Raw genomic sequence first — 23,434 nt, 5'->3', positions numbered from 1 at the left:
TTCACTGAATGCTTCACAATGAAGTCCATGAAACCAGAAAGCCCGGATACCCACTTGATCGCCCTGATTGACCGCGTAGCTCTGGCTGATGAAGCGGCCCTCAGGGAGCTGTACGACATGACCTCGTCCAAACTTTACGGCGTGGCGGTGCGGGTGGTGACCAACCGCGAATGGGCCGAAGACGTGTTGCAGGAAGCGTTTTTGAACATCTGGCGGATTGCGGGCGACTACAAGGCAACCCTGTCGCCGCCCATGGCCTGGATGGCGCTGGTGGTGCGCAGCCGGGGGCTGGATTTTCTGCGGCGCCGCACTTCGGAACGTGCCGATTCCATGCAAGAACTGGACGATGTGATTTCGGACACCGTGGCGGGCGATTCGCCCAACCCGATGGACGTGGCGCAGGCCAGCGAGCAGGCGTGGGCGCTGCACCAGTGCCTGAGCCAGCTCGACAACAAGCAACGCGAGGTCGTGAGCCTGGCCTATATGCGTGACCTGAGCCACGGCGAGCTGGCAGACCAGCTCAAGCTGCCGCTGGGGACTGTAAAGACCTGGATACGCCGCGGGCTGGAGCAGCTCAGGGGCTGTATGGCAAAACTGGCTTGATGCCGGTGATTGCGATGAAACGGTGCGTGAGATGAAAGATTTTGTTTGTTCTGGTTGTTAAAACCGGAAACTTCTGAAGAAGGCAATGTATGAACATGACCCAAAACCCATCGCTGATTGAACAGCTGGCCGCCAGCTACGCGCTGGGCACGCTGCGCGGCGGTGCGCGCCGCCGCTTTGAGGCGTTGGCGCGCGAACACGCCACTGTGCGCGCATCCGCGCTGATCTGGCAGGGTCGCCTGGCTTCTGTGGCTGAACTGCAGCCGGAGATCGCGCCCAGCGCAGCGGTCTGGAAGCGGATTGAAAACCTGGTCAATGCCGAAAAGCAGGCCAAAGCCATGCAGGCGGCGCGCGCGAATGCTGCCGCTGCGGCTGCGCCAGCTACCGGCTGGTGGTCCAGCCTGAACCTCTGGCGCGGTGCCAGCTTTGCAGGCGCGGCTGTGGCTGTGCTGGCTGTGGTGGCAAGCCTGAACCTCAGCAGCAGCAATGCCAACCTGGGCGGGCAGGTCGCCAGCCTGGGTGGCCAGGTGAAGGAGTTGACCGCCAAACTCTCGGCCACGCCCGAGATCCAGTACGTGGCCGTGCTGGCCGATGACAAGGCTGCGGCGTCCATGCTGGTGACGTTTGACCCCAAGAACAACCGCATGGTGCTCAAACGTGTGGGCAGCTTCCAGGAGCAGCCAGACAAGTCGCTGCAGCTCTGGGCGATTCCGCAAAGCGGCGGTCCGAAGTCGCTGGGCGTTCTGGGCACTGATGCCGTGATGCGTCTTCCGGCCACCGGCAATGATGTACGGCAAGTGCCGGTGCTGGCCATCAGCCTGGAGCCCAAAGGCGGCGTTCCTGCCGGCAGCGGCCCCAGTGGGCCTGTGCTCTTCAAGGGCGCCTTGCTGGAAACCGCGCTTTAGCCGCTGGCGGGAGCTGGAAGAGTAATTTTCGCGTATACATTAAAAATTTAACGTATACGTTAAAAAAATGCCTTCAAAGTTCCACCAAATGCCCTGGGCCGGGAAAAAGCCTTCAAAAAGGCCAAAAAAAGCCTGTTTTAAGGCATCAAATCGGCTGTAGCCCTTTAAATACGCACGTGAGAAGCTATTGAAAATATAGCAATTGGAAACTGCCCGGGCAGTTTCCGGCTGGACCTGGGGCGCTCCTGTGGATCAAGCGAACATAAAAAAGGGTGCTGGCTGCACCCTTCTGCCTGGCTCAGGCCAGTTCAACTTGATTGGCCATCTTCAGCGCCAGTGGTGATGCCCGTAACCCCGGTTATAGCCAAAGTTGAGCGACAGGCCGACAGGCGCGTAGTAGGGCGCGTAATACGGGCGTGCGTAGTAGGGCTGCGGGTAATACACGGGCGCAGACTGGTAAATGACAGGCGCAGGCACCGCTGGCTGCACATAGGTCGTGCCCTGCTGGATGTAGCCTGCCTGCGGTGCGGGCTGTACATAGGTTTGCGGCTGTGACGGGAAGCCGGGCTGCGGCGCAGCATTGATCGCACCGACCGGCGTCACCTGCAGGCGCACGTACTGGCCAGGGTCGGTCGCCATCTGGGTGTTGTACTGCGTGCCCTGGTATTCATAAACCACGTTGTAGTGGCTGGCGCGGTTTTCGTAAAAGGTCTGGGTGCTGCATTGCTGCACGTTCTGCACCTGGGTGTTGCCGCCCTCGATGCGATCGCCAACCATCGCGCCGCCGACCAGGCCGATCACGGTGGCCAGTGCACGGCCACTGCCGTTGCCGATTGCGTTGCCGACAGCACCGCCGGCCACAGCGCCCAGCACGGCACCGCCGCCCGTGCGTGGGCTTTCGATGACCATGGGTTGGTTGTTGCACACCTGGCGGGGTACCGCCACCTGTTGCACCACAGGGGTGCTGGAGATCACGCGCGCCAGGATGTCGGCGGCAGATGCATTGAAAGCCATCAGGCCGGCAACTGCTGCGGTGGATAGAACTAGAACTTTTTTCATGATTTCAAACCTCTCAAACCTGTTTTCAGCGTACTGAAAGTGCAGTCCGGGCAGGGCCGGAGACGCGACGCCCAGTTTAATGAGTGAGAGCAGATTTGTTACACCAAGTTCACGTAAATCACTGTAAAGCCGCCCTGCAGCAGCGTTCTTTACACAGGAGGCACGCCGGTTTAAACCCGGTTTTCCCATCCCGCAGCATCAAAGCCCACTGTTACATCCTTGCCCCATTCGACCACTGGCCGCTTGATGACGCTGGGGTTGGCCACCATCAGGGCCTGTGCGCCGGCAGGGTCGGCTGCGCCGGTCTGTGCCGCCGCATCAAGCTTGCGCCAGGTCGTGCCCTGGCGGTTGAGCAACTTGTCCCAGCCCACGGCCTTGCCCCAGGCGGGCAGTTTGGCTGCAGGCACGCCCTGTTTCTTGAAATCGTGAAATTCATAAGCCACGCCGTGGTCAGTCAGCCAGGTGCGGGCTTTTTTGACGGTGTCGCAGTTGGGTATGCCGTAGAGGGTAATCATGCGGAAATTTTGCCACGGCCCCGACCTTGCAAAGGCCATGTTTTTTTGCTGCGGCGACAATCATGCCTTCATGCAAAACCTGACAACCCTCGACGACTGGCTGGCTTACTGTGAGCAGCTGCACCCCAAAAGCATAGACATGGGCCTGGCCCGCGTGAAGGCCGTGGCTGAACGCATGAAGCTGGTGTTTGATTGCCCGGTCATTACCGTGGCTGGTACCAATGGCAAGGGCTCGACCTGCGCCATGCTTGAGGCGATATTGCTTCAGGCGGGCTACCGGACAGGCGTATTCACATCGCCGCACCTGGTGCATTTTGAAGAGCGCTGCCGTTTGCGCGGCGATATCGTCACTGCGGCGCAACTGGTGGCCTCATTTGAAAAGGTCGAGGCCGCACGCAAGGCGGGCGATGACATCTCCCTGACCTATTTCGAGTTCACCACGCTGGCCATCCTGAACCTGCTGAAGGAAGCAAACCTGGATGTCGTCGTGCTGGAGGTCGGCCTGGGCGGGCGGCTGGATGCCGTCAACATCATCGACACCGACTGTGCCGTCATCACCAGCATTGACCTTGACCACACCGAACTGCTGGGCAACACCCGCGAAGCCATTGGCTTCGAGAAAGCCGGCATCATGCGCGCCGGCAAACCGGCCGTGGTGAGCGACCCGGTCCCCCCGCAGAGCATTGTTGATCACGCGGCAGCAGTGGGCGCTGACTTGTGGCGCTTCGGCACCGATTTCAATTTTTCTGGCGACAAACAGCAATGGGGCTGGGCAGGGCGGGGCCGCAGATATGCGGGGCTGGCTTATCCGGCGCTGCGCGGTGCCAACCAGCTGGTCAATGCCTCTGGCGTGCTGGCAGCGCTGACGGCCTTGCGCGACCGCCTGCCCGTCACGGCGCAGGCCGTGCGCAACGGCCTGGCCATGGTCGAGCTTCCGGGCCGTTTCCAGATCATTCCCGGCCAGCCGACGCTGGTGCTCGATGTTGCCCACAACCCGCACTCGGTGGCCGCACTGGCCGAAAACCTCGACGCCATGGGTTTTTATGCCTGCACCCACGCGGTGTTTGGCGCCATGGCCGATAAAGATCTGGCGCCCATGCTGGGCCGGGTCGGGCCGCTCATAGACAAGTGGTACTTCACCGATCTGCCCACGCCCCGGGCGGCTGGCGGCGAGGCATTGCAGGCGGCCTGGCAGGCGCAAAACACGCGTCCTGATGCCACGTCGGCCACCTTCAAAAGCCCTGAACTGGCGTTGCAGGCTGCGGTGGCTGCCGCAGACCCCGCTGATAGAATCGTGGTGTTCGGCTCCTTCTATACGGTGGGCGGCATTCTGAAGGACGGTGTCCCCCGACTTCTGGCCAAACACCTTGCAGGCTGAAGCCGCAGGAGCCATCCGAGGCGCTTTAAAACGCCGCCGCAGCCAGTCCCGCCAGCCGACCATCAACCGCCCCAAAGCCCAAAAAGCTCCATAAAGCCCATACGCACATGTCGTTTTTCAACTTTCGCCGGGCCGGCTCTTCTTCTGCAGCCAATGCAGCCGCCAATGCGCAACCTGAAAGTGTTGACGTCATCCGCAGGCGCGCCAAGCACCGGCTGATAGGCGCAGCGGTGCTGGTGCTGGCAGGTGTGGTGGGTTTTCCGCTGCTGTTTGACACCCAGCCCAGGCCAATCGCGGTTGATATTCCGATTGAAATTCCTGGCAAGAACGCCGTGAAGCCGCTGGTCATGGCCGGCAAGCAGGACCCGGTTGCTGCCGCGCCTGTTGCACCCGCTCCTGCTGTCGCAGAAGCAAAGCCTGCAGCGGCACCCCCCACGCCAGCGCAAGAGAAAGTCGCTGCTGCATCCAGCCTTGGGGCCAAAGAAGAAATCGTTTCAGACAAAAAGCCTGCATCTGCGGCTGCGGTGGCAAAGCCAGAGGCTAAAACTGAAGTCAAGGCTGAGGCCAAACCGGCACCGAAACCTGAAGTCAAGCCCGAGCCGAAACCAGCTGCTGCAGCTTCCAGTGACGGTGCGCGCGCAAAAGCATTGCTGGAAGGCAAGACTGCTGCACCGTCGGCCGCGCCGGCTTCAGCGTCGGCTGCAGAGGGCCGAATGGTGGTGCAGGTCGGTGCGTTTGCCGATGTGGCGAAAGCCCGCGAAGTCCGCCTCAAACTCGAGAAAGCCGGGCTGAAAACCTATACCCAGGTCGCAGAAACCAAAGACGGCAAGCGCATACGTGTTCGTGTGGGGCCATTTGCCACCAAGGCCGAAGCCGACAAGGCTGCCAGCAAGATCAAGTCCCTTGATTTGCCGGCATCCATCCTGACCTTGTAAGCACGGGCACCCGTGGCGGCCGTTGACTGGATTTTGCTGGCGGTGCTGGTTTTTTCAATGGCGCTGGGCGCGTGGCGCGGCCTGGTGTACGAGGTGTTGTCGGTGCTGGGCTGGGCGGTGTCGTTTTACGCGGCGCAATGGTTTGCGCCGCAAGTGTCGGTGATGCTGCCCATCAAGTCGGCATCTGACCCGGTGCGTTATGCAGCGGCTTTTGTGATTGTGTTTATAGCGGCGATATTCGCGGCCGGTTTGCTGGCGTTTTTGATCAAGAAGCTGGTCGAGGCGATTGGCCTGCGGCCTGTGGACCGCACACTGGGCGCCGCATTCGGAGTCGTGCGCGGGATTATTTTGTTGCTGGCAGCGACGGTGGTGATGAACATGACCTCGCTGAAAAGCAGCGACTGGTGGCAGGAATCAAAAGGCGCAGTGGCATTGACTGCTGCGCTCAAGGGGCTGAAGCCGGTGTTGCCGGAGCAGTTCGCTAAATATCTAGACTAATTTGAACGGGTTAAAAATGATCGGAACACCATGTGCGGAATAGTCGGCGTTGTCAGCAAGGCACCGGTCAACCAGCTGATTTATGACGGGCTGCTGCTGTTGCAGCATCGCGGCCAGGATGCGGCGGGCATAGTTACCCAGCTCGGCCGCAAGTTCTACATGCACAAGGCCAAGGGCATGGTGCGTGATGTTTTTCGTACCCGCAACATGCGCGCTTTGCCGGGCAATGTGGGCCTGGGTCAGGTGCGTTACCCCACAGCCGGCAATGCCTACAGTGAAGACGAGGCGCAGCCGTTTTACGTCAATGCGCCGTTTGGGCTGGTGCTCTCGCACAACGGCAACCTGACGAACGCGGCAGAACTGAAGGCCGAGCTGTTCAACACCGACCACCGCCACATCAACACCGACAGCGACTCTGAAGTGCTGCTCAATGTGCTGGCGCATGAGCTTGAAAAAACCACGCGCGGTTTGCCGCTCACCCCGGTGGATGTGTTTGCCGCCGTGCGCGGCGTGCACAAGCGCGTCAAAGGTTCATATTCAGTCGTGGCGCTGATTGCGGGTCACGGCCTGCTGGCGTTTCGTGACCCCTTCGGCATCCGCCCCCTCTGCATAGGCCATGGCGAAAACGAACACGGCAAGACTGTGATGGTGGCCAGCGAGTCGGTCGCACTTGAAGGCACCTCGCATCAGTTCGAACGCGACATCGCGCCGGGCGAAGCCGTATTTGTTGACATGGAGGGCGAGGTGCATGCCGAGCAGTGCGCAGCCGACGCCAGGCTCAACCCCTGCATCTTTGAATTTGTGTACCTTGCACGTCCTGACTCAGTGCTCGATGGCATCTCCGTCTATCAGGCGCGCCTGAACCTGGGTGAAACACTGGCCAAGCGTGTGGTGTCGACCGTACCCCCAAGCGAGATCGACGTCATCATCCCTATCCCTGAATCGAGCCGGCCAAGCGCGACGCAGCTTGCACATTTGCTGGGCATTCCCTATCGCGAAGGGTTTGTCAAAAACCGCTACGTGGGCCGCACCTTCATCATGCCGGGCCAGGGCGTGCGTAAAAAGTCAGTGCGACAGAAACTCAATGTGATTGCCAGCGAGTTCAAGGGCCGCAACGTGCTGCTGGTCGATGATTCCATCGTGCGCGGCACCACCTCCAGAGAAATCGTGCAGATGGCGCGTGATGCCGGCGCGCGCAAGGTCTACCTCGCCAGCGCTGCGCCGCCCGTACGTTACCCCAATGTCTACGGCATCGACATGCCTACGCCTGATGAACTCGTCGCGCATGGCCGCACGGTCGAAGAGATTCGTCAGGTCATTGGCTGCGACGCGCTGATTTACCAGGACGTCGATGGCATGAAGCGCGCGATTGGCTCGCTCAATGCAAAACTCGATGGCTTTGATGCATCATGCTTTGACGGCGTCTACGTGACCGGCGATGTGACAAAAGAAACCATCGCCGCGATGAACTCCATGCGTGCAGACACGGCCGAAAAAATCGGCGAAGACAGTGATGTCGATGTGTCGCGGCTGGCCCTGCCCAACCCGCAGGAAGCGTGATTGCGACAAGACCATGAAAGAAAAACAACTGCCCCCCAATCTGCACCGCGACACGCTTGCCGTGCGCGTGGCGCTTGACCCCAGCCAGTACGGTGAGAACTCCGAAGCGCTGTACCTGACCAGCGGTTTTGTGCAGCCCGATGCCGAGACAGGCGCACGGCGCTTTGCCGGCACCGAAGAAGGCTATACCTACGGCCGCACATCCAACCCCACAGTCACCAGCTTTGAACGCCGCCTGGCCGCGCTAGAGGGCACTGAAGCCGCGATAGGCGCATCGACCGGCATGGGCGCCATCCTCATGATGTGCATGGGGCTGCTCAAGGCCGGCGATCATGTGATCTGTTCGCGCTCGATGTTCGGCTCGACCATTGCATTGATTGGCCGCGAGTTCGGCAAGTTCGGTGTCGAGACAACCTTTGTGTCGCAGACCGATGTAGCCGAATGGAAGGCTGCGCTGCGCCCGACCACCAAACTGCTGTTTGCAGAAACGCCGACCAACCCCTTGACCGAGGTGTGTGACATCGCGGCACTGGCTGAACTCGCGCACAGCGTGGGTGCACTGCTCGCAGTCGACAACTGCTTTTGCTCGCCCGCACTGCAGCGGCCTGCTGAATTTGGCGCTGACCTGATCATCCACTCTGGCACCAAGTACCTCGACGGCCAGGGTCGTGTGATGGCTGGCGCGATTTGCGGCCCTTCGAAAATCATTGTTGATGTATTCGGCCCTATGGTGCGCACTGCCGGCATGACGCTGGCACCCTTCAACGCATGGGTGGTGCTCAAAGGCCTTGAAACCCTGGGCATACGCATGCGCGCCCAGTGCGACAACGCACTCGAAATCGCAAAGTGGCTGGAGACGCAGCCGACGGTCTCGCGTGTGTATTACCCTGGCCTCGCATCGCATGCGCAACATGACCTGGCCATGCGCCAGCAGTCGGGCTACGGCGGCGCAGTGGTGTCGTTTGACGTGCGCGGCGACGACGCGGCCACGGCGCAGGCCAATGCCTTCAAGGTGATCAACAGTGCGCAGGTGATGAGCATTGCCACCAATCTCGGTGACACCAAAACCATCATCAGCCACCCCGGCACCACCTCGCACGGCCGCCTCACCGAAGCGCAGCGACAGGCTGCCGGCATCAGCCAGGGCCTGATCCGCCTGGCCATCGGGCTTGACCATACCGACGACATCAAGGCCGACTTGCTGCGCGGCCTGAACAACATTCAATAAAAATAATGAGCACCAGGACACGCACCCGCTTCGCGCCTTCACCCACGGGCTTCATCCACCTCGGCAACATCCGTTCTGCGCTCTACCCCTGGGCGTTTGCGCGCTCTACCGGCGGTGACTTCATCCTGCGTATTGAAGATACCGATGTCGAGCGTTCCAACCAGGCCTCTGTCGATGTGATCATCGAAGGCATGCGCTGGCTGGGCCTTGATCACGATGAAGGCCCGTTCTACCAGATGCAGCGCATGGACCGCTACAAGGAGGTACTCGCCGACCTTAAGGCAGCTGGCCATGTCTACCCCTGCTACATGAGTGTTGAAGCGCTGGATGCCCTGCGTGAGAAGCAGATGGCGGCAAAGGAAAAACCGCGTTACGACGGCACCTGGCGGCCCGAGCCCGGCAAGACCCTGCCGGCGATTCCGGAAGGCGTGCAACCCGTGCTGCGTTTCAAAAACCCGCAGGGCGGCTCAGTCGTCTGGGAAGACAAGGTCAAGGGCCGCATCGAGATCAGCAATGACGAACTCGACGACCTGGTGATCGCACGGCCCGACGGCACACCGACGTATAACTTCTGCGTGGTGGTCGATGACATGGACATGGCGATCACGCACGTCATTCGTGGCGACGACCATGTCAACAACACGCCGCGCCAGATCAATATCTTCAAGGCGTTGGGCAAGGACGTTCCGGTCTATGCGCACCTGCCCACCGTGCTCAATGAGCAGGGTGAAAAGATGAGCAAGCGCAACGGCGCCAAGGCCGTCACTGAATATGCCGCAGAAGGTTATCTGCCCGATGCGATGGTGAACTACCTCGCGCGTCTGGGCTGGAGTCACGGCGATGACGAGATTTTCAGTCGTGCGCAATTTGTCGAATGGTTCAACCTTGACCACCTTGGCAAGAGCGCCGCGCAATTCGACGAAGCCAAGCTGCGCTGGGTCAACGCCCAGCATCTCAAGGCGCTACCTGATGAAACCCTGGCCGGGCTGGTGCAGCCTTACCTCGATGCCAAGGGCATCACCGGGCTTGATGCCGCACATATCACCCGCGGCTGCGGCCTGTTCAAGGACCGCTGCAGTACGCTGGTTGAACTGGCTGGCTGGCTGCAGGTGCTGGTTTCCGGCGGGCAGGCGAGTGCCGAAGATCTTGCCACCCACGTGACCGAGGCCGTGCGGCCGGCGCTGGCAAAACTCGCGGATGCCCTGGCCGCCTGCGAGTGGACCAAGGCTGCGATTTCAGCAGCCATCAAACAGGTTCTGGCAGAGACCGGACTGAAGATGCCGCAGCTCGCCATGCCCGTGCGCGTACTGGTTATGGGTACGCCGCAAACCCCCTCGCTGGACGCGATTCTTGAGTTGATGAAGCGTGAAGATGTGGTCGCCCGGCTCAAGCCGGTTTGAGAATTTGAAAAGCGCCCGATTTTCGGGCTATAATTCAAGGCTCGACGGAAATCAGGAAACTGGTTTTTTTTGGGGGTATAGCTCAGCTGGGAGAGCGCTTGCATGGCATGCAAGAGGTCAGCGGTTCGATCCCGCTTACCTCCACCAATAAATTGTCGGGAAGAATAGAGAGAGAGAGTTTAGTCAGGCCTTGAGCGCAAGCAAAGGGCCTGTCCGGAAGTTCCAAGGCTTTGACCCCATCGTCTAGAGGCCTAGGACATCACCCTTTCACGGTGAGTACCGGGGTTCGAATCCCCGTGGGGTCGCCAGAATTCATCACTTCGGTGATGCACAAGGCGCAAGTTGATAACCGCAGGCCCGTAAGGGCAGGCGACTTGGCCCGCAAGGGCGAACGTTATCTCTACCAGGAGTGGTAGTTCAGTTGGTTAGAATACCGGCCTGTCACGCCGGGGGTCGCGGGTTCGAGTCCCGTCCACTCCGCCAGTTATGCAAAGAGCCACCTTCGGGTGGCTTTTTTGTTGCCCGGGTTTTCTGTTGGGCCGCTGGCTTGAGCGTTCACGCCATGCACCGCACAATAGCCGTCATGCATAAACACTTCTCCGAGACCACTGGTGTGCAGCGCCTTGTTTGCGGCCTGATTGCCGGCATCTCCGTGTCTGCACTGCCGTTGCCAGCCGACTGGCAGTTCCGCAGCCTGCTTGGCTGGTCGGTGGGGATTGCGGTTTATCTGGTGCTTGCATGGTGGGTGTGTCACGCGTTTGACTCAAAACGCACCAGGGAACGGGCCCAGGCGCAGGACGAGCCCAGTGCCGTGCTTTTGCTGCTCCTGGTGCTGGCAACCATGGCCTGCGTAGCGGCCATCACGCTACTGATACAGCAGAGCAAGGGCCTTGAGGGCCTGGCGCGCGGCCTGCATGTCGGGCTCGCAGTTCTCGCACTGGTCACCTCATGGCTTTTTATCCAGACGGTATTTGCCTTTCACTATGCCCACCTTTATTACTTTGAGGAAAAGCAGCAGGAGGCTGACGGGGCGGGGTTGCAGTTTCCTGGTGGGCTGGACCCCGACTACTTTGACTTTCTCTATTACTCGCACGTGGTCGGCATGACCTCGCAGGTATCGGATGTGCAGGTCACTTCACGCGAAATGCGCCGCCTGACGCTGATCCATGGGGTGTTGTCTTTTGCCTTCAACATGCTGATTGTGGCGCTCAGCATCAATGTGGTGGCGGGACTGCTTCAATAGCCATCCACGTTTTCAGGGGGCTGTCAGGCCTTGTGTTTTCGCCTGAGTCCAATCAGCCCTGTGGACAGGGCCGTACCGCAGATGATGATCAAGCCGCAAAAAATCATCCACGGGGTGACCACTTCCCCCAGCAGTACTACGCCGTAGCAGATGGCGAATACAGGAATCACAAAAGTCACCGCCAGGGTACGCGGCGGCCCCACCTTCTCAATCAGCCTGAAGAAGAGGACATAGGCCATGCCGGTGCAAACGATACCAACCCCTAGCAGCGCAAGCCATGCCGGTACGCCCGGCATGCGCGCAGGCCATAGCCATGCGGCCGGCAGTGCCAGGCCCAGTGCTCCCCCGACCTGGCTACCCGCTGCGGTGACGATGGAAGGAACGCCCATCAGGTAGCGTTTTGTATAGCTGGCAGCGATGGCATAACAAATGCAGGCCAGCATGCAGGAGAGTACGGCCCAGCCCGGCGCGATGCCCGAGGCATCGGGCTTGAAGGTGGCCTTGTCCCAGGCCAGCATGGCAACGCCCGCAAAACCAAGCACCAGTCCAAGTATTCGCGAAGAATCCGGTTTGTCCTTGAGCCATAGCCAGGCGACAAGCGCGCCGAACATGGGCACCGTGGCATTGAGGATGGATGACAGGCCGGTAGTCAGCGACAGGAGGGCGAAGGCAAAGCAGGCAAACGGGATGCCGGAGTTGAGAAGCCCGACCACAATCATCTTTCCCCAGTGTTTTGTGAGCTGCGGGGCGAGGCCACGCAACCAGACCATAGGCAGCAGGAAGGCAGCCGCAATGACCAGTCGCATGGCGGCTGTTGGCACGGGCCCGAACTCGACCACGCTGATGCGCATGAGAAGAAAAGAGCCGCCCCAGATGGCGGCCAGGGCTATGAAATCGGGAAGCCATCTCCTGGGCTGGGTTCCCGATGGGGATGCCGGGATGGCGTTGTCGGCGGGTGTACTCAAAACATGTTTTCCTGAAGCGCGCCTTCGAGTTTGAGCAGTGCAGTTTTCCTGTCGAGACCACCGGCATATCCCGTCAGCGAACCGTCGGAGCCGACCACACGGTGGCAGGGAACAACGATGCTAACCGGATTGCGGCCGACAGCCGCACCAACGGCCCGTACCGCAGCGGGATTGCCAATGCGCTGGCTGACATCGCTGTAACTGCTGGTGCCGCCCTGGGGGATGGCCAGCAATACTTTCCAGACGGCCTGCTGGAAAGGCGTGCCGCCCGACAGGTCCAGCGGCACATCGAACTGCGTGCGTTTGCCTGTGAAGTATTCGTCCAGCTGCATGCTGATTTTTTTCAGAACAGGGTGTTGTGGATCTGACGGCCATGAGGGGCGGTCTCCCGTCAGTTGGGGAGGGCTATGGCGCTGGCCCTCAAACCACAGGCCTGCCAGCCCTTTGTCTGTAGCGGCAACGACGATGTTGCCCAAAGGGCTTTTGAAAGTAATCTGAACGATGGATGAATCGAATTTCATGGGGTGTCCTTTGGAATAGGGGGCGGTACTGCCGAGCTTTGTTCAGGTTTCCTGTGGTGCATCAGTGCCACGCCATGCGCCACTCCAGATGCGTATGACTGCATAACTGCGCCAGGGCTTCCATGCCGCAGAGGCTTCTTCAGCCAGTCTCGCCGGGTTTTTCTGGCCCTGAATGCCCAGCGCCTTGTGCAGCGCTACGTCGCCGGAAGGAAACGCATCCGGCCAGCGCAGTGCGCGCATGGCGATGTACTGTGCCGTCCAGTCGCCGATCCCCGGCAGTTGCCTGAGCGTTGCAATCGTTGCATTGACATCTGCACCGCCGTGAAGGTGCAGGCGTTTGTCTGCGACAGCCTCTGCGATGCCGGTGATGGCGGCCTGCCGCTGCCTGACGATACCCAATTGGCCCAGTGCATCACTGCCGGCTGCAGCAAGTGCCGAGGGCGAGGGAAAAAGCCGGGTCAGCTGCGACCAGGGGGTTGAGATGGGCTCGCCGAATGTGTCGACCATACGCTGGGCCAGCGTGCGTGCGGCTGCCACGGTGATCTGCTGGCCCAGCACGGCGCGTACTGCAAGCTCGTAACCATCAAACGCACCGGGAACGCGCAACCCGTCGCCGGATGGAAAGCCCTCATGCAGCACGCTGTTGATGGCATTCGGGTCCGCGTCCAGGTCAAACGTGGCGCGCACGCGGCGTATGACCAGCGGCAGTACATCGCGCAATGAATCGCTGATCGTCAGTACAGCCTGTGATCTGGCTTCGTCAAACTTCACCCTGAGCCACCCGCTGTACACCTTGTCACCGGATTCCACCCGGAATGTCCGTGCCAGTGAAGACTCCTTCGCGCTGTTATCCATCAACTCCATGGAGGTGATCAGACGCTTGCCAAAAAAAGCCAGCATGGCCTGCACGTCATAGGGTGGGCGGTAACCCAGGCGGACTGTCATTGCGCCACTTGCTCCGCCTGCTTCACCGGGGTCGCCTTGACCGTCCTTTCCCATCACGCCCTTGCGCCGCAGCTGTGTAGGGTTCAGTTTGTAGTGTTCTACAAATGCCGCGTTAAAGCGCCGCACGCTGGCATAGCCGCTCATCAATGCAATCTGCGTGATGGGCAGCGCGGTGTCCGCCAGCAGTTGTTTTGCGGTGTGCAGGCGGCGTGTCTGCAGGTATTGCATGGGGGAGACGCCGAACTGCGCTTCAAAAATCCTGCGTACATGGCGGTCGCTGACGCCCAGCCTGGAAGCCAGTTTCTCAACCGACGGGGTGGCGTCCGCCCAGGCATCAGGCTCATCAAGCAGGCGAGCCGCTTGATGGGCAAGAATGTAAGAGGCGTCCTGTATGGACCAGACCACGGAGTGTGGTGCGAGCTCGGGGCGGCATCGCAGGCAGGGTCTGAATCCGGCGTTTTCGGCTTGCGCTGCATGGTGAAAAAACCGGCAGTTCTCCCGCCTGGGTGTTTTCACGCTGCACACCGGCCGGCAGTAAATGCCGGTTGAGGTCACCCCGGTAAAAAAGCTGCCATCGAAACGCGCATCCCGCGCCTTCAGGGCGAGGTAACAATCGTTGTCGGCAAGGGCAATGTCTGTGAGCATGCCGGTAATGTTACGCCCTGTGCCGCTTTGGACTAGCCGTTTTCGGACATGCCCGGCAATGAGCTTTCCGTATGCCCGCCGTGGCGCGTCAGAGCCTCCTGCAACCTACAATGCCCTGTTGACCGCGGGGCAGCTGCACCACAACTGCCTCTGGAGCTCAACTTCCCAAATCTGCAATCGCCAGGAACCGTTTCATGCAAGCCAGCGCATCGATTTTCAAGGCCTACGACATTCGCGGCATTGTGCCCGCCACCATCAATGCTGAATTTGCCGAGGCACTGGGCAAGGCCTTCGGAACTGTCGCGGTCAAGGCTGGCGAAACCACTGTCGCCGTTGGCCGTGACGGGCGCCTGAGCGGCCCCTCGCTGAGCGCAGCGCTGATACGCGGCCTGGCCACCACGGGTGTGAATGTGATCGACATCGGCATGGCAACCACGCCCATGCTCTACTTTGCAGCCAGCACACTGGCCAGCTCGGGCATACAGGTCACCGGCAGCCACAACCCCAAGGACTACAACGGCTTCAAGATGGTGCTGGCGGGCCGTGCCATTTACGGTGATGACATCCAGGAGCTTCGCAAGATCATTGAAGGCGATGCCTGGGCGTCTGCTGCAACATCTGGCGTTGTCAGGCAACTGAATATTGAGACTGATTACCGCAACCGCATTGTGTCGGGCATCAAGCTCTCGCGCCCCATGAAGATCGTGGTGGATTGCGGCAACGGCGTGGCGGGCGCTTCTGCGCCGGCGATTTTTCGCGCCCTGGGCTGTGAGGTGATCGAATTGTTCAGCGAGGTGGATGGCAATTTCCCTAACCACCATCCAGACCCCAGCAAGCCCGAAAACCTGCGCGACCTCATACAGGCACTGAAAGAGTCGGATGCCGAACTGGGCCTTGCCTTTGATGGTGATGGCGACCGGCTGGGCATTGTGACCAAAGACGGGCAAAACATTTACCCCGACCGCCAGATGATGCTGTTTGCGCGGGATGTGTTGTCGCGCGTGCCGGGCGGACAGATCGTGTTTGACGTGAAATGCTCGCAGCGCCTGGCCCCCGCGATTGAAGCTGCTGGTGGTGTACCGCTGATGTACAAGACCGGCCACTCGCTTATCAAGGCGAAGATGAAAGAGGTCAATTCCCCGCTGGGCGGCGAAATGAGCGGCCACATCTTCTTCAAGGAGCGCTGGTACGGTTTTGATGACGGTACCTATGCCGGTGCACGCCTGCTGGAGATCGTCAGCCGTGTGCCGGATGCCGGCGCATTGCTCAACAGCCTGCCGACCAGCTTCAGTACGCCGGAGTTGAACGTACCCTGCAAGGAAGGTGAACCGCACGCCGTGGTGGAGACCCTGATCAACACTGCAAAATTTGCAGAGCCTGCAAAAATTTCGACCATCGACGGCGTGCGTGTTGATTGGCCCGATGGCTTTGGCCTGATCCGTGCGTCAAACACCACACCTGTACTGGTGCTGCGGTTCGAAGGGCATACGCAGGCGGCGCTGGAACGTATTGAGGCCGACATGCTCGCGCTGTTGCGCAGCGTCAAGCCGGATGCCAGTTTTGCGGCTCCGGCGCATTAGGATGGTGCCCCCACGCTCGTCACTTCGTGTACTTCGCTGCCCCCCGAGGGGGCGCTGCGCCTGCGGGCCTGCAAAGCCGGACCCGCGGCCCCTGCTGGTGAAGAGTGAGCTCCCGCGCTCGACGTTCCGGTACCGCGGCTGACCGGCGGGCATGTTGTGAAAATACTTCTTGTCAAGCTGTCTTCACTGGGCGATGTAGTTCACGCATTGCCCGTGGTGCAGGATATTCTGGTCGCCATGCCCGATGCGCAGATTGACTGGGTGCTTGAAAAGTCATTTGCCCCGCTACTCTCCAGGCATGCAGGTCTGCACAGGGTAATTCCCTGTGAGATCAGGCGCTGGCGCAAGTCGATTTTTTCTGCGGTGACGCATAAGGAATGGCGCGACTTCAAGGCCGACCTGCAGCGCGAAAAATACGATGCCGTCATTGACCTTCAGGGCCTGACCAAGTCTGCCCTTGTGGCAAGACTGGCGAAAGTGTCGCCGGGCGGCAAACGGTTTGCGCTGGCCAACCAGACGGAAGGGTCCGGTTATGAGGCGCCGACGCGATGGGTGGCGGACGTTGCCATTGCCATGGAGCCACACATCCATGCCGTGCAGCGTTCACGAGAGCTTGCGGCGCGCGCGTTGGGCTACACCCCGCTGGCCTTGCCTGATTTCGGCCTGAAGACACGACAAGCGGCAGATGTGAATGCGAACAGGCAGGTGGCGCTGGTCCACGGCACGTCACGTGCCGACAAGGAATGGCCGCTTGATCACTGGGTTGAACTTGGCCGGCGCTTGCAGGCTGCGGGCTACCAGCCTGTGCTGGCGCATGGCAGCCAGAAGGAGATGGACACCAGCCTTCGGATTGCAGCCGGTCTCAACAATGCCGTGGTGTGGCCAGTGCTGGGCCTTGATGCGCTGACCGACAGACTGGCGCAATGTGCCGGTGTGATCGGCGTGGACAGCGGCGTCAGCCATATCGCCGTTGCCCTCGATCTGCCGCATGTGCAGATCTACAACTTCGACACCTCATGGCGGACTGGCCCATTGCCCGCTGCAGCAAAAGCTCCGCGCCAGCTCAGTGTGTTCGCCAAGCCCCAACCCACGGTTGATTCAGTCTGGCAGGCCTGGCTGGCCTGCACCGAAGGCGCTTCATGAGCAGCCTGATACTGGGCCTTTATTCAGCCCTGATGTGGCTGGGCCAGCCGCTCCTGCGCCGCAAGCTGGCGCGACGTGGGGTAGAGGAGCCCGGTTACGGCGAAGCGGCTGAAGAGCGTTTTGGCCATTACAGCCATCTGGCAGAAGCTGCTTCGGAACTGGTCTGGGTTCATGCGGTATCCCTTGGTGAAACCCGCACCGCAGCCGTGCTGATCAAGGCCCTGCGTGCGCAGCACCCGGGCATCCGGATCCTGCTCACGCATGGCACGGCAACAGGCCGGGCTGAAGGCTCGGGCCTGTTACAGCCTGGTGATGTGCAGGTCTGGCAGCCCTGGGACAGCAGGGGTGCTGTTAACCGGTTTTTCAATCACTTCAAACCACGTCTGGGCCTGCTGATGGAAACAGAGGTCTGGCCCAACATGGTTGCGCTCGCAAACGAACGGGCCATGCCTTTGGTACTGGTCAATGGCCGGCTCTCGGAGAAATCGCTGCGGCAGGCGCTGGGCATCGCACCAATCTCCTATCCTGCATACGCGGCGCTAGCCGCTGTGTATGCGCAGACGGACGACGATGCCATACGTTACCGCCAGCTGGGCGCAAGGGTTGACGGTGTTTTCGGCAACCTGAAATTCGATGCAACGCCTGACCAAGGCCAGCAGGCGCTCGGCAAGGCATGGCGGCAGGCGACGGGCCAGTCCGTCGTGATGTTTGCGAGTTCTCGGGAAGGCGAGGAGGCTGTTTTTTTTGCACAGATGGCAGTGCTCAAACAGGAACAACAGACGCTGGCCCTGCCGAGATTTCTGGTTGTACCGCGCCACCCCCAGCGTTTTGATGAGGTGCAGGCGCTTGCGGAGGGTCAAGGTCTCAAGGTGTCACGCCGTTCATCCTGGGTTGCTGGTCCTCATGAAAATGGGGACGCGATGGCGGCCGATATATGGCTGGGCGACTCTCTGGGAGAGATGGCACTTTATTACGCCATGAGTGATGTCGCGTTGCTGGGAGGAAGTTTTGAGCCGCTCGGCGGCCAGAACCTGATCGAGGCTGCGGCCTGCGCCTGCCCTGTGGTGATGGGGCCGCATACCTTCAACTTCACCGAAGCCGCCGATCTGGCCCAGGCTGCAGGCGCAGCAAGGCGTGTGACCGACATCCCTGAAGCACTGCGCACCGCCATGGCTTTGCTGTCGCGATCCAATGCGCATCAGGCCGCCGTAGGGGCCAGCCTGGCGTTTGCTGCCGCCAACCGCGGCGCCACTGACCGCACCCTGCAAGGGCTAGCGCCCTTTTTGCTTCAGAAGTAAGCGCAACTGCAACGCGGCGCAGTTTTCCGCCGATTCAATCATGGACCCGGGAGCGCCCGAGGGCGCTATGCGGCTTGCGGCATAGCAGTTCTGTCGTGTCTGCGCTTGGCGGACGGGTGCACAGCTGAATAGACTTGCCCGATACCCGCTGGCCTTGCCCCGGGTTTCGGCGAATCCGCCGCGATCTCCCCCTCAAACGCAAACCCGGATACCTGCCGCCATGAACGACCTCACCCAACTCCAGGTGCAACTGGACAGCCATATCGCCGTGTTGACGATGAACAGCCCGCCCGTCAACGCACTTACGCGCACCCTCAATGATGAGCTCACGCTGGCGCTGGACCGCATCTCGGAGATGGACGACATTCGTGTCGTGATCCTCACTGGCGCGGGCAAGGTGTTTTGTGCCGGCGCCGACCTGAAGGGGCGCGCGGAAAACATCAAGGGGCCAGGCGATTTGCTGGCCCATTCGCGCCGGACGCGTGAGTGCTTTCACGCCATCCGTGAATGCGCCAAGCCTGTGATCTGTGCGATCAACGGTGCAGCCCTGGGCTCGGGGTTGGCCATGGCGGCCTCGTCGGACATCCTGATCTGCTCCGACAAGGCTTCGATGGGCCTGCCGGAAGTGGATGTGGGCCTGCTCGGTGGCTGCCGCCATGCAATGCGGCTGTTCAGCCATTCGCACCTGCGGCGCATGATGCTGACCGGCCAGCGCATCAGCGGCCCCGAGCTGCTGCGCATGGACATCGTCGAAGCCTGCACCACTGCAGAGGGCCTGATGCCGGCAGCCATGGAACTGGCCGCAACGATTGCATCAAAAAGCCCCATCTCCACACGCATGGGCAAACATACGCTGAATGTGATTGAGGACATGAGCCTGCGTGACGGCTACCGGTATGAGCAGGACATGACGGCCCAGATCGGCAAGACCGACGACGCAAAGGAGGCGCAACTCGCCTTCAGGGAAAAACGCGCCGCCGTGTTCACCGGACGCTAGAGCCGTGGCCGTTTTTCAATTGCCGGATTCGTTCAGTCCTGGTCGCCGGGGACTCCTTGGCACGGCTGCTGCCGCCGTTGCCGGTGCAGGTTTAAGCGTGCTGCCAGCCTGGGCCGCCGCGTATCCTGAAAAACCGGTGCGGCTGGTGGTGCCCTTTCCTGCAGGTGGCGCGACGGACTTCATGGCGCGCGGGCTGGGTCAGAAGCTGTCCGAACGCCTGGGGCAAGCGGTGGTGATTGACAACAAGGGCGGTGCCGGCGGCCAACTGGGCGCGGAGGCGGTGGCTGGCGCTGCACCCGACGGCTACACGCTGCTGTTCGCCACCATGGGCTCGCTCACCATCAACCCGTCCATCTACAGGACGCTGCGTTATGACCCGCAAAAGAGTTTCGAGCCTGTCAGCACCACCCACAGCACGGCCAACCTGCTGGTGGTTCATCCGTCCGTCAAGGCCGGCACTGTGGAGGAGCTTCTGGTGCTTGCCCGCAGGAACCCGGGGCAGCTGACCTTTGCCTCGGCCGGCAATGGCACGACCAGTCATTTGTCGGGTGAGCTGTTCAAGAGCCTTGGCGGTGTGGACATGGTGCATGTACCTTACAAGGGCAGTGCACCGGCGATGGCCGATTTCCTGGGTGGGCGCATCTCGATGATGTTCGACACCACCTCCAACTTTGTCGAACATGTGAAGACGGGCAAGCTGCGGGCGCTGGGCGTGACCAGCCGCAAGCGCTCCAGCGCCATGCCGACCGTGCCGTCCATTTCAGAGACGCCTGGCATGGGCGACTACGAGATGTCGCTCTGGCTGGGCGTGCTGGCCCCGGCGGGTACACCCCGGGATGTCATCGGCAGGCTCAATACCGAACTGGGCCGGCTGATGTCGACGCCCGAGATGGGGAAACAGCTCTCCGATGCAGGCATAGAAGTCCGCCTGTCCAGCCCGGCCGAATTCGCTGCGCTCATACGCAGCGACACACTGAAATGGGCTTCGGTTATCAAGCGCTCGGGCATGCAGCCTGAGTAGAAACCATTAGGCTGCCAGGCACGCTATGCGCCATAACGCATCACAGGATTGCGTGCTGCGCCATAGGCCAAACCGGCCGCGAAACCTAGACTGATGCGTGTCATGAAAGCCTTTCAATGAGTTCAACTGCTGGCCCCCTTTCCCATGTCCGTGTGCTGGACCTCAGCCGCATCCTTGCCGCACCGTGGGCGGGGCAAATCCTGGCCGACCTGGGCGCCGAGGTGATCAAGGTCGAGCGTCCCGGCGCAGGCGACGACACCCGCAGCTGGGGGCCACCCTTCCTCAAGGATGCAAAGGGGCAAGACACAAAGGAAGCGGGTTATTACCTGGCCGTCAATCGCGGCAAGAAGTCCATCACGGTGAGCCTCGACAAACCAGAAGGCCAGCGCATCGTGCGCGAGCTGGCGATGAAAAGCGACATCGTGCTGGAGAACTACAAGGCCGGCACGCTGGAGCGTTACGGCCTCGACCAGGCATCTCTGCGCAAGCTGAACCCGCGCCTGATCTATTGCTCGGTCACGGGCTTCGGGCAGACCGGCCCGCGCAAGGACCAGCCGGCCTATGACTTCCTGATCCAGGCCATGGGCGGCCTCATGAGCGTGACGGGCGAACGCGACGGCAAGCCCGGCGGTGGCCCGCAAAAGGTGGGCATTCCCATCGTCGACCTGATGACCGGCATGTACACAGCCGTGTCGGTGCTGGCCGCGCTGGCGCGCCGCAACGAAACCGGTGTGGGCGACAGCATAGACATCGCCATGCTCGACGTGCAGGTGGCCACGCTGTCCAACCAGGCCATGAACTACCTGGTGTCGGGCAAGGTGCCGGCACGCAACGGCAACGCCCACCCCAACATCCAGCCGCAGGATGTCTATGCCTGCGCAGACGGCGACTTCATCCTGGTGGTCGGCAATGACGGCCAGTTCGGCAAGCTCTGCGAGGTGCTGGGTGCTGCGGACTGGTCCAGCGATGAGCGCTTTGCCACCAACGCCCAGCGGGTGCGCAACATTGCGGTACTTTCAGCGCTGCTTGAAGAGCGGTTTTCCCTCTGGAAACGCGTGGACCTGATTGCGGCACTGGATGGTGCGGGCGTTCCGGCGGGCGCCATCAACAGCGTGCCCGAGGTCTTCGAAGACCCGCAGGTCAGGCACCGCGAGATGCTGAAATCGGTGCCGCACCCCAGCGGCGTGATGGTGCCGCAGGTCGGCACACCGATGCGCTTTTCCGAAGCACAACTCAAAACCTGCGATGCGCCGCCGCTGCTGGGCCAGCACAGCGACGCCATTCTGGCGGACCTGGGCTATGACGGCCCGGGCATCGCCGCATTGCGTACCTCCGGAGTCATTTGATGAAACTGCACTGGTCACCCAAATCGCCCTACGTCCGCAAAGTGATGATGTGCGCTGAAGAACTGCAGGTCACAGACCGGCTGACGCTGGTCCGCTCCGTGGCCGCCATGCTCAAGCCCAATCCGGCCATCATGCAGGACAACCCGCTCAGCAAAATTCCTACTCTGGTGCTTGACGACGGCACGGTGCTGTTCGACTCCAGCGTGATCTGCCAGTACCTCAATGAGCTGGTGCAGGGCCCGCTGATTGCAAGCACCGGCCCGGCGCGCTGGCAGGCCTTGCGCTGGGAAGCTTTCGGCGACGGCCTGCTCGATGTACTCATCCTCTGGCGCAACGAGCGGGAACGTGAGCACCCCATCCAGGTGCTGATGGACGCTTTTGAACTCAAAACCCACGCGGCGCTTAAACAGCTGGAGTCTGAAGTGCAAGCCCTGGAATCTGCGGCGTTTGGCCTGGGTCATGTCAGCCTTTGCTGCGCACTGGGCTACATCGACTATCGCTTTGATGCGCTAGGCTGGCGGCATGAAGCGCCAGGGCTGGCTCGATGGTATGCAGAGATGCAAAGGAAACCATCGGTCAAATCTACCGAGCCTGCAGACGGTTGAAGCAACCGGTATTCCAGCAGCAAGACTTTTACGAAAAACAGGAGACAACATCATGAAACACAAGCCAAACCGCCGCAGTATTCTTTTGCCTGCCCTGATGGCGCTTGCCGGCGTCCTGCCCATGACCGCAGCCCACGCACAAGCCTGGCCGACCAAGGCCGTGCGCATTGTGGTGCCCTTTGCTGCGGGCGGACCCGCCGATGCGCTGGCACGTTTTATCGCCGTCAGGATGTCGGCCGAACTTGGCCAGCCTGTTGTGATCGACAACAAGGGCGGTGCAGGCGGCGTGCTGGGCGCCAACGAAGTGATCCGGTCAACCGACGGCTACAGCCTGCTGTTTGTGTCCACGGGCGCCATGGTGATCGTGCCTGCCATGACGCCCAACCCGAACTACAACCCCGAGCGTGATCTGGTCGCCATCGGCCAGGCTGTCAATACACCGTCTGTGGCTGTGGTGTCTTCGAAAAGCAATTTCAACAAGCTTTCCGAACTTGTGACTTATGCCAAGGCCAACCCGGGCAGGCTCAATTTCGCATCGGCCGGCAGCGGCACCTCTACGCAATTGGGTGCCGAACTTCTCAAGCGCGACGCCGGCATCTTCATGACCCACATTCCCTACCGCGGTGCCGCGCCTGCAACCACAGACCTGATTGCCGGTACAGCGGACATGATGTTTGCCGACGTGCCTGCGGTGATTTCTTTCATACGCGGTGGTCAGCTCAAGGCGCTGGCCCTGGCTGCATCCACCCGGTCTACGGCGTTGCCCGACGTCCCGACGACTGCCGAAGCTGGTTTCAAAACTGTCATCAGCGGTACGTGGTATGGCCTGATGGGCCCGGCAAAGATGCCGCCTGAAGTGGTGTCCAGGGTGAATGCCGCGCTGAACAAGGCTTTGCAAAATCCTGAGACGCTCACCTTCTTCAGGTCGCAGGGCGTGATCGCTGCAGGCGGCAGCCCGCAGGATTTCAGCAAATTCATCCAGGCTGAAAGTGCCAAGTGGGGCGGGCTGGTCAAGTCCGCCAACATCAAGCCCGACTGACGGCA

Annotated in this window: 22 protein-coding genes and 3 tRNA genes; 20 read left to right on the top strand and 5 right to left on the bottom strand. The window is 60.9% G+C overall.

Annotation, left to right across the window (positions count from 1 at the left end):
• Positions 1-27: 27 nt before the first annotated feature.
• Both HYX42_RS11840 and HYX42_RS11835 read left to right on the top strand, forming a co-directional pair.
• Positions 28-603, top strand: a complete 576-nt coding sequence (locus HYX42_RS11840; protein ID WP_293403143.1) for a sigma-70 family RNA polymerase sigma factor — start codon at positions 28-30, stop codon at positions 601-603.
• 89 nt (positions 604-692) lie between these two features.
• Entirely contained in the window at positions 693-1,508 is an 816-nt protein-coding gene (locus HYX42_RS11835; RefSeq protein WP_293403141.1) for an anti-sigma factor, read from the top strand.
• A 327-nt stretch (positions 1,509-1,835) separates the two neighbouring features.
• Here the strand turns inward: HYX42_RS11835 and HYX42_RS11830 are convergent, their stop codons facing one another.
• On the bottom strand, positions 1,836-2,567 hold the full coding sequence (locus HYX42_RS11830) for a glycine zipper 2TM domain-containing protein (protein WP_293403139.1): 732 nt from the start codon (positions 2,565-2,567) through the stop codon (positions 1,836-1,838).
• A 170-nt stretch (positions 2,568-2,737) separates the two neighbouring features.
• Positions 2,738-3,082, bottom strand: coding sequence for an arsenate reductase (locus HYX42_RS11825; protein ID WP_293403137.1), 345 nt, complete (start codon positions 3,080-3,082; stop codon positions 2,738-2,740).
• 70 nt (positions 3,083-3,152) lie between these two features.
• Between HYX42_RS11825 and folC the strand changes: the two genes are divergently transcribed.
• The 10 genes from folC to HYX42_RS11775 all read left to right on the top strand — a co-directional run bounded on the left by folC (position 3,153) and on the right by HYX42_RS11775 (position 11,324).
• Positions 3,153-4,460 (top strand): bifunctional tetrahydrofolate synthase/dihydrofolate synthase, encoded by a 1,308-nt coding sequence (gene folC / locus HYX42_RS11820; protein WP_293403135.1) that lies wholly within the window; start codon positions 3,153-3,155, stop codon positions 4,458-4,460.
• 107 nt (positions 4,461-4,567) lie between these two features.
• Positions 4,568-5,395: an SPOR domain-containing protein gene (locus HYX42_RS11815; RefSeq protein ID WP_293403133.1), complete on the top strand. Its 828-nt coding sequence runs from the start codon at positions 4,568-4,570 to the stop codon at positions 5,393-5,395.
• 12 nt (positions 5,396-5,407) lie between these two features.
• The gene (locus HYX42_RS11810; protein ID WP_293403131.1) at positions 5,408-5,893 is read left to right on the top strand and encodes a CvpA family protein; all 486 of its coding nucleotides are present in this window, start codon (positions 5,408-5,410) and stop codon (positions 5,891-5,893) included.
• Between the two features lie 30 nt (positions 5,894-5,923).
• Positions 5,924-7,453 (top strand): amidophosphoribosyltransferase, encoded by a 1,530-nt coding sequence (gene purF, locus HYX42_RS11805; RefSeq protein ID WP_293403129.1) that lies wholly within the window; start codon positions 5,924-5,926, stop codon positions 7,451-7,453.
• A gap of 13 nt (positions 7,454-7,466) precedes the next feature.
• Positions 7,467-8,681 carry an O-succinylhomoserine sulfhydrylase gene (locus tag HYX42_RS11800; protein ID WP_293403127.1) on the top strand — a complete coding sequence of 405 codons (1,215 nt, stop codon included), beginning with the start codon at positions 7,467-7,469 and terminating at the stop codon, positions 8,679-8,681.
• A gap of 5 nt (positions 8,682-8,686) precedes the next feature.
• Positions 8,687-10,081 carry a glutamate--tRNA ligase gene (gene gltX / locus HYX42_RS11795; RefSeq protein ID WP_293403125.1) on the top strand — a complete coding sequence of 465 codons (1,395 nt, stop codon included), beginning with the start codon at positions 8,687-8,689 and terminating at the stop codon, positions 10,079-10,081.
• 71 nt (positions 10,082-10,152) lie between these two features.
• Positions 10,153-10,228, top strand: a tRNA-Ala gene (locus tag HYX42_RS11790).
• Between the two features lie 85 nt (positions 10,229-10,313).
• Positions 10,314-10,389: transfer RNA gene (locus HYX42_RS11785), tRNA-Glu, on the top strand.
• A 98-nt stretch (positions 10,390-10,487) separates the two neighbouring features.
• A tRNA-Asp gene (locus HYX42_RS11780) sits at positions 10,488-10,564 on the top strand.
• A 100-nt stretch (positions 10,565-10,664) separates the two neighbouring features.
• Complete coding sequence (locus HYX42_RS11775; protein ID WP_293403123.1) at positions 10,665-11,324, top strand: DUF1345 domain-containing protein; 660 nt, start codon at positions 10,665-10,667, stop codon at positions 11,322-11,324.
• A 23-nt stretch (positions 11,325-11,347) separates the two neighbouring features.
• On the opposite strand, the gene HYX42_RS11770 is transcribed toward HYX42_RS11775, so the two are convergent.
• From HYX42_RS11770 to HYX42_RS11760, 3 genes are read right to left on the bottom strand one after another with little or no spacing between them, the layout of a single operon-like run.
• On the bottom strand, positions 11,348-12,289 hold the full coding sequence (locus tag HYX42_RS11770) for a DMT family transporter (RefSeq protein WP_293403121.1): 942 nt from the start codon (positions 12,287-12,289) through the stop codon (positions 11,348-11,350).
• The gene (locus HYX42_RS11765; protein WP_293403119.1) at positions 12,286-12,810 is read right to left on the bottom strand and encodes a methylated-DNA--[protein]-cysteine S-methyltransferase; all 525 of its coding nucleotides are present in this window, start codon (positions 12,808-12,810) and stop codon (positions 12,286-12,288) included. The genes HYX42_RS11770 and HYX42_RS11765 overlap by 4 nt, the downstream gene beginning before the upstream one ends.
• A 42-nt stretch (positions 12,811-12,852) precedes the next feature.
• A complete protein-coding gene (locus tag HYX42_RS11760) occupies positions 12,853-14,400 on the bottom strand; it encodes a DNA-3-methyladenine glycosylase 2 family protein (RefSeq protein WP_293403117.1) in 1,548 nt (515 codons plus the stop codon).
• A gap of 194 nt (positions 14,401-14,594) precedes the next feature.
• On the opposite strand from HYX42_RS11760, the gene HYX42_RS11755 reads away from it, so the two are divergent.
• The 8 genes from HYX42_RS11755 to HYX42_RS11720 all read left to right on the top strand — a co-directional run bounded on the left by HYX42_RS11755 (position 14,595) and on the right by HYX42_RS11720 (position 23,429).
• The gene (locus HYX42_RS11755; RefSeq protein ID WP_293403115.1) at positions 14,595-15,980 is read left to right on the top strand and encodes a phosphomannomutase/phosphoglucomutase; all 1,386 of its coding nucleotides are present in this window, start codon (positions 14,595-14,597) and stop codon (positions 15,978-15,980) included.
• Between the two features lie 156 nt (positions 15,981-16,136).
• Positions 16,137-17,123: a lipopolysaccharide heptosyltransferase I gene (gene waaC, locus HYX42_RS11750; protein ID WP_293403113.1), complete on the top strand. Its 987-nt coding sequence runs from the start codon at positions 16,137-16,139 to the stop codon at positions 17,121-17,123.
• Positions 17,120-18,421: a 3-deoxy-D-manno-octulosonic acid transferase gene (locus HYX42_RS11745; protein WP_293403111.1), complete on the top strand. Its 1,302-nt coding sequence runs from the start codon at positions 17,120-17,122 to the stop codon at positions 18,419-18,421. Before waaC ends, HYX42_RS11745 begins: the two co-directional genes overlap by 4 nt.
• A 220-nt stretch (positions 18,422-18,641) precedes the next feature.
• A complete protein-coding gene (locus tag HYX42_RS11740) occupies positions 18,642-19,418 on the top strand; it encodes an enoyl-CoA hydratase/isomerase family protein (RefSeq protein WP_293403109.1) in 777 nt (258 codons plus the stop codon).
• A gap of 4 nt (positions 19,419-19,422) precedes the next feature.
• The gene (locus HYX42_RS11735) at positions 19,423-20,439 is read left to right on the top strand and encodes a tripartite tricarboxylate transporter substrate binding protein (protein ID WP_293403107.1); all 1,017 of its coding nucleotides are present in this window, start codon (positions 19,423-19,425) and stop codon (positions 20,437-20,439) included.
• 116 nt (positions 20,440-20,555) lie between these two features.
• Positions 20,556-21,785 (top strand): CaiB/BaiF CoA-transferase family protein, encoded by a 1,230-nt coding sequence (locus HYX42_RS11730; RefSeq protein ID WP_293403105.1) that lies wholly within the window; start codon positions 20,556-20,558, stop codon positions 21,783-21,785.
• A complete protein-coding gene (locus tag HYX42_RS11725) occupies positions 21,785-22,390 on the top strand; it encodes a glutathione S-transferase family protein (RefSeq protein ID WP_293403103.1) in 606 nt (201 codons plus the stop codon). The genes HYX42_RS11730 and HYX42_RS11725 overlap by 1 nt, the downstream gene beginning before the upstream one ends.
• Before the next feature lie 52 nt (positions 22,391-22,442).
• Positions 22,443-23,429 carry a tripartite tricarboxylate transporter substrate binding protein gene (locus tag HYX42_RS11720; protein WP_293403101.1) on the top strand — a complete coding sequence of 329 codons (987 nt, stop codon included), beginning with the start codon at positions 22,443-22,445 and terminating at the stop codon, positions 23,427-23,429.
• Positions 23,430-23,434: the final 5 nt, after the last annotated feature.

Source organism: Polaromonas sp. (assembly GCF_016185115.1).
Classification (GTDB): Bacteria; Pseudomonadota; Gammaproteobacteria; order Burkholderiales; family Burkholderiaceae_C; genus Polaromonas.
The sequence above is the reverse complement of the archived record's forward strand: the minus strand, read 5'-3'. Positions and strand labels throughout refer to the sequence as shown.

Coding starts and splice junctions, on each gene's coding strand:
- HYX42_RS11840 (WP_293403143.1), top strand. CDS start 28: ATGAAACCAGAAAGCCCGGATACCCACTTGATCGCCCTGATTGACCGC.
- HYX42_RS11835 (WP_293403141.1), top strand. CDS start 693: ATGAACATGACCCAAAACCCATCGCTGATTGAACAGCTGGCCGCCAGC.
- HYX42_RS11830 (WP_293403139.1), bottom strand. CDS start 2,567: ATGAAAAAAGTTCTAGTTCTATCCACCGCAGCAGTTGCCGGCCTGATG.
- HYX42_RS11825 (WP_293403137.1), bottom strand. CDS start 3,082: ATGATTACCCTCTACGGCATACCCAACTGCGACACCGTCAAAAAAGCC.
- folC (WP_293403135.1), top strand. CDS start 3,153: ATGCAAAACCTGACAACCCTCGACGACTGGCTGGCTTACTGTGAGCAG.
- HYX42_RS11815 (WP_293403133.1), top strand. CDS start 4,568: ATGTCGTTTTTCAACTTTCGCCGGGCCGGCTCTTCTTCTGCAGCCAAT.
- purF (WP_293403129.1), top strand. CDS start 5,924: ATGTGCGGAATAGTCGGCGTTGTCAGCAAGGCACCGGTCAACCAGCTG.
- HYX42_RS11800 (WP_293403127.1), top strand. CDS start 7,467: ATGAAAGAAAAACAACTGCCCCCCAATCTGCACCGCGACACGCTTGCC.
- gltX (WP_293403125.1), top strand. CDS start 8,687: ATGAGCACCAGGACACGCACCCGCTTCGCGCCTTCACCCACGGGCTTC.
- HYX42_RS11775 (WP_293403123.1), top strand. CDS start 10,665: ATGCATAAACACTTCTCCGAGACCACTGGTGTGCAGCGCCTTGTTTGC.
- HYX42_RS11765 (WP_293403119.1), bottom strand. CDS start 12,810: ATGAAATTCGATTCATCCATCGTTCAGATTACTTTCAAAAGCCCTTTG.
- HYX42_RS11760 (WP_293403117.1), bottom strand. CDS start 14,400: ATGCTCACAGACATTGCCCTTGCCGACAACGATTGTTACCTCGCCCTG.
- HYX42_RS11755 (WP_293403115.1), top strand. CDS start 14,595: ATGCAAGCCAGCGCATCGATTTTCAAGGCCTACGACATTCGCGGCATT.
- HYX42_RS11745 (WP_293403111.1), top strand. CDS start 17,120: ATGAGCAGCCTGATACTGGGCCTTTATTCAGCCCTGATGTGGCTGGGC.
- HYX42_RS11740 (WP_293403109.1), top strand. CDS start 18,642: ATGAACGACCTCACCCAACTCCAGGTGCAACTGGACAGCCATATCGCC.
- HYX42_RS11730 (WP_293403105.1), top strand. CDS start 20,556: ATGAGTTCAACTGCTGGCCCCCTTTCCCATGTCCGTGTGCTGGACCTC.
- HYX42_RS11725 (WP_293403103.1), top strand. CDS start 21,785: ATGAAACTGCACTGGTCACCCAAATCGCCCTACGTCCGCAAAGTGATG.
- HYX42_RS11720 (WP_293403101.1), top strand. CDS start 22,443: ATGAAACACAAGCCAAACCGCCGCAGTATTCTTTTGCCTGCCCTGATG.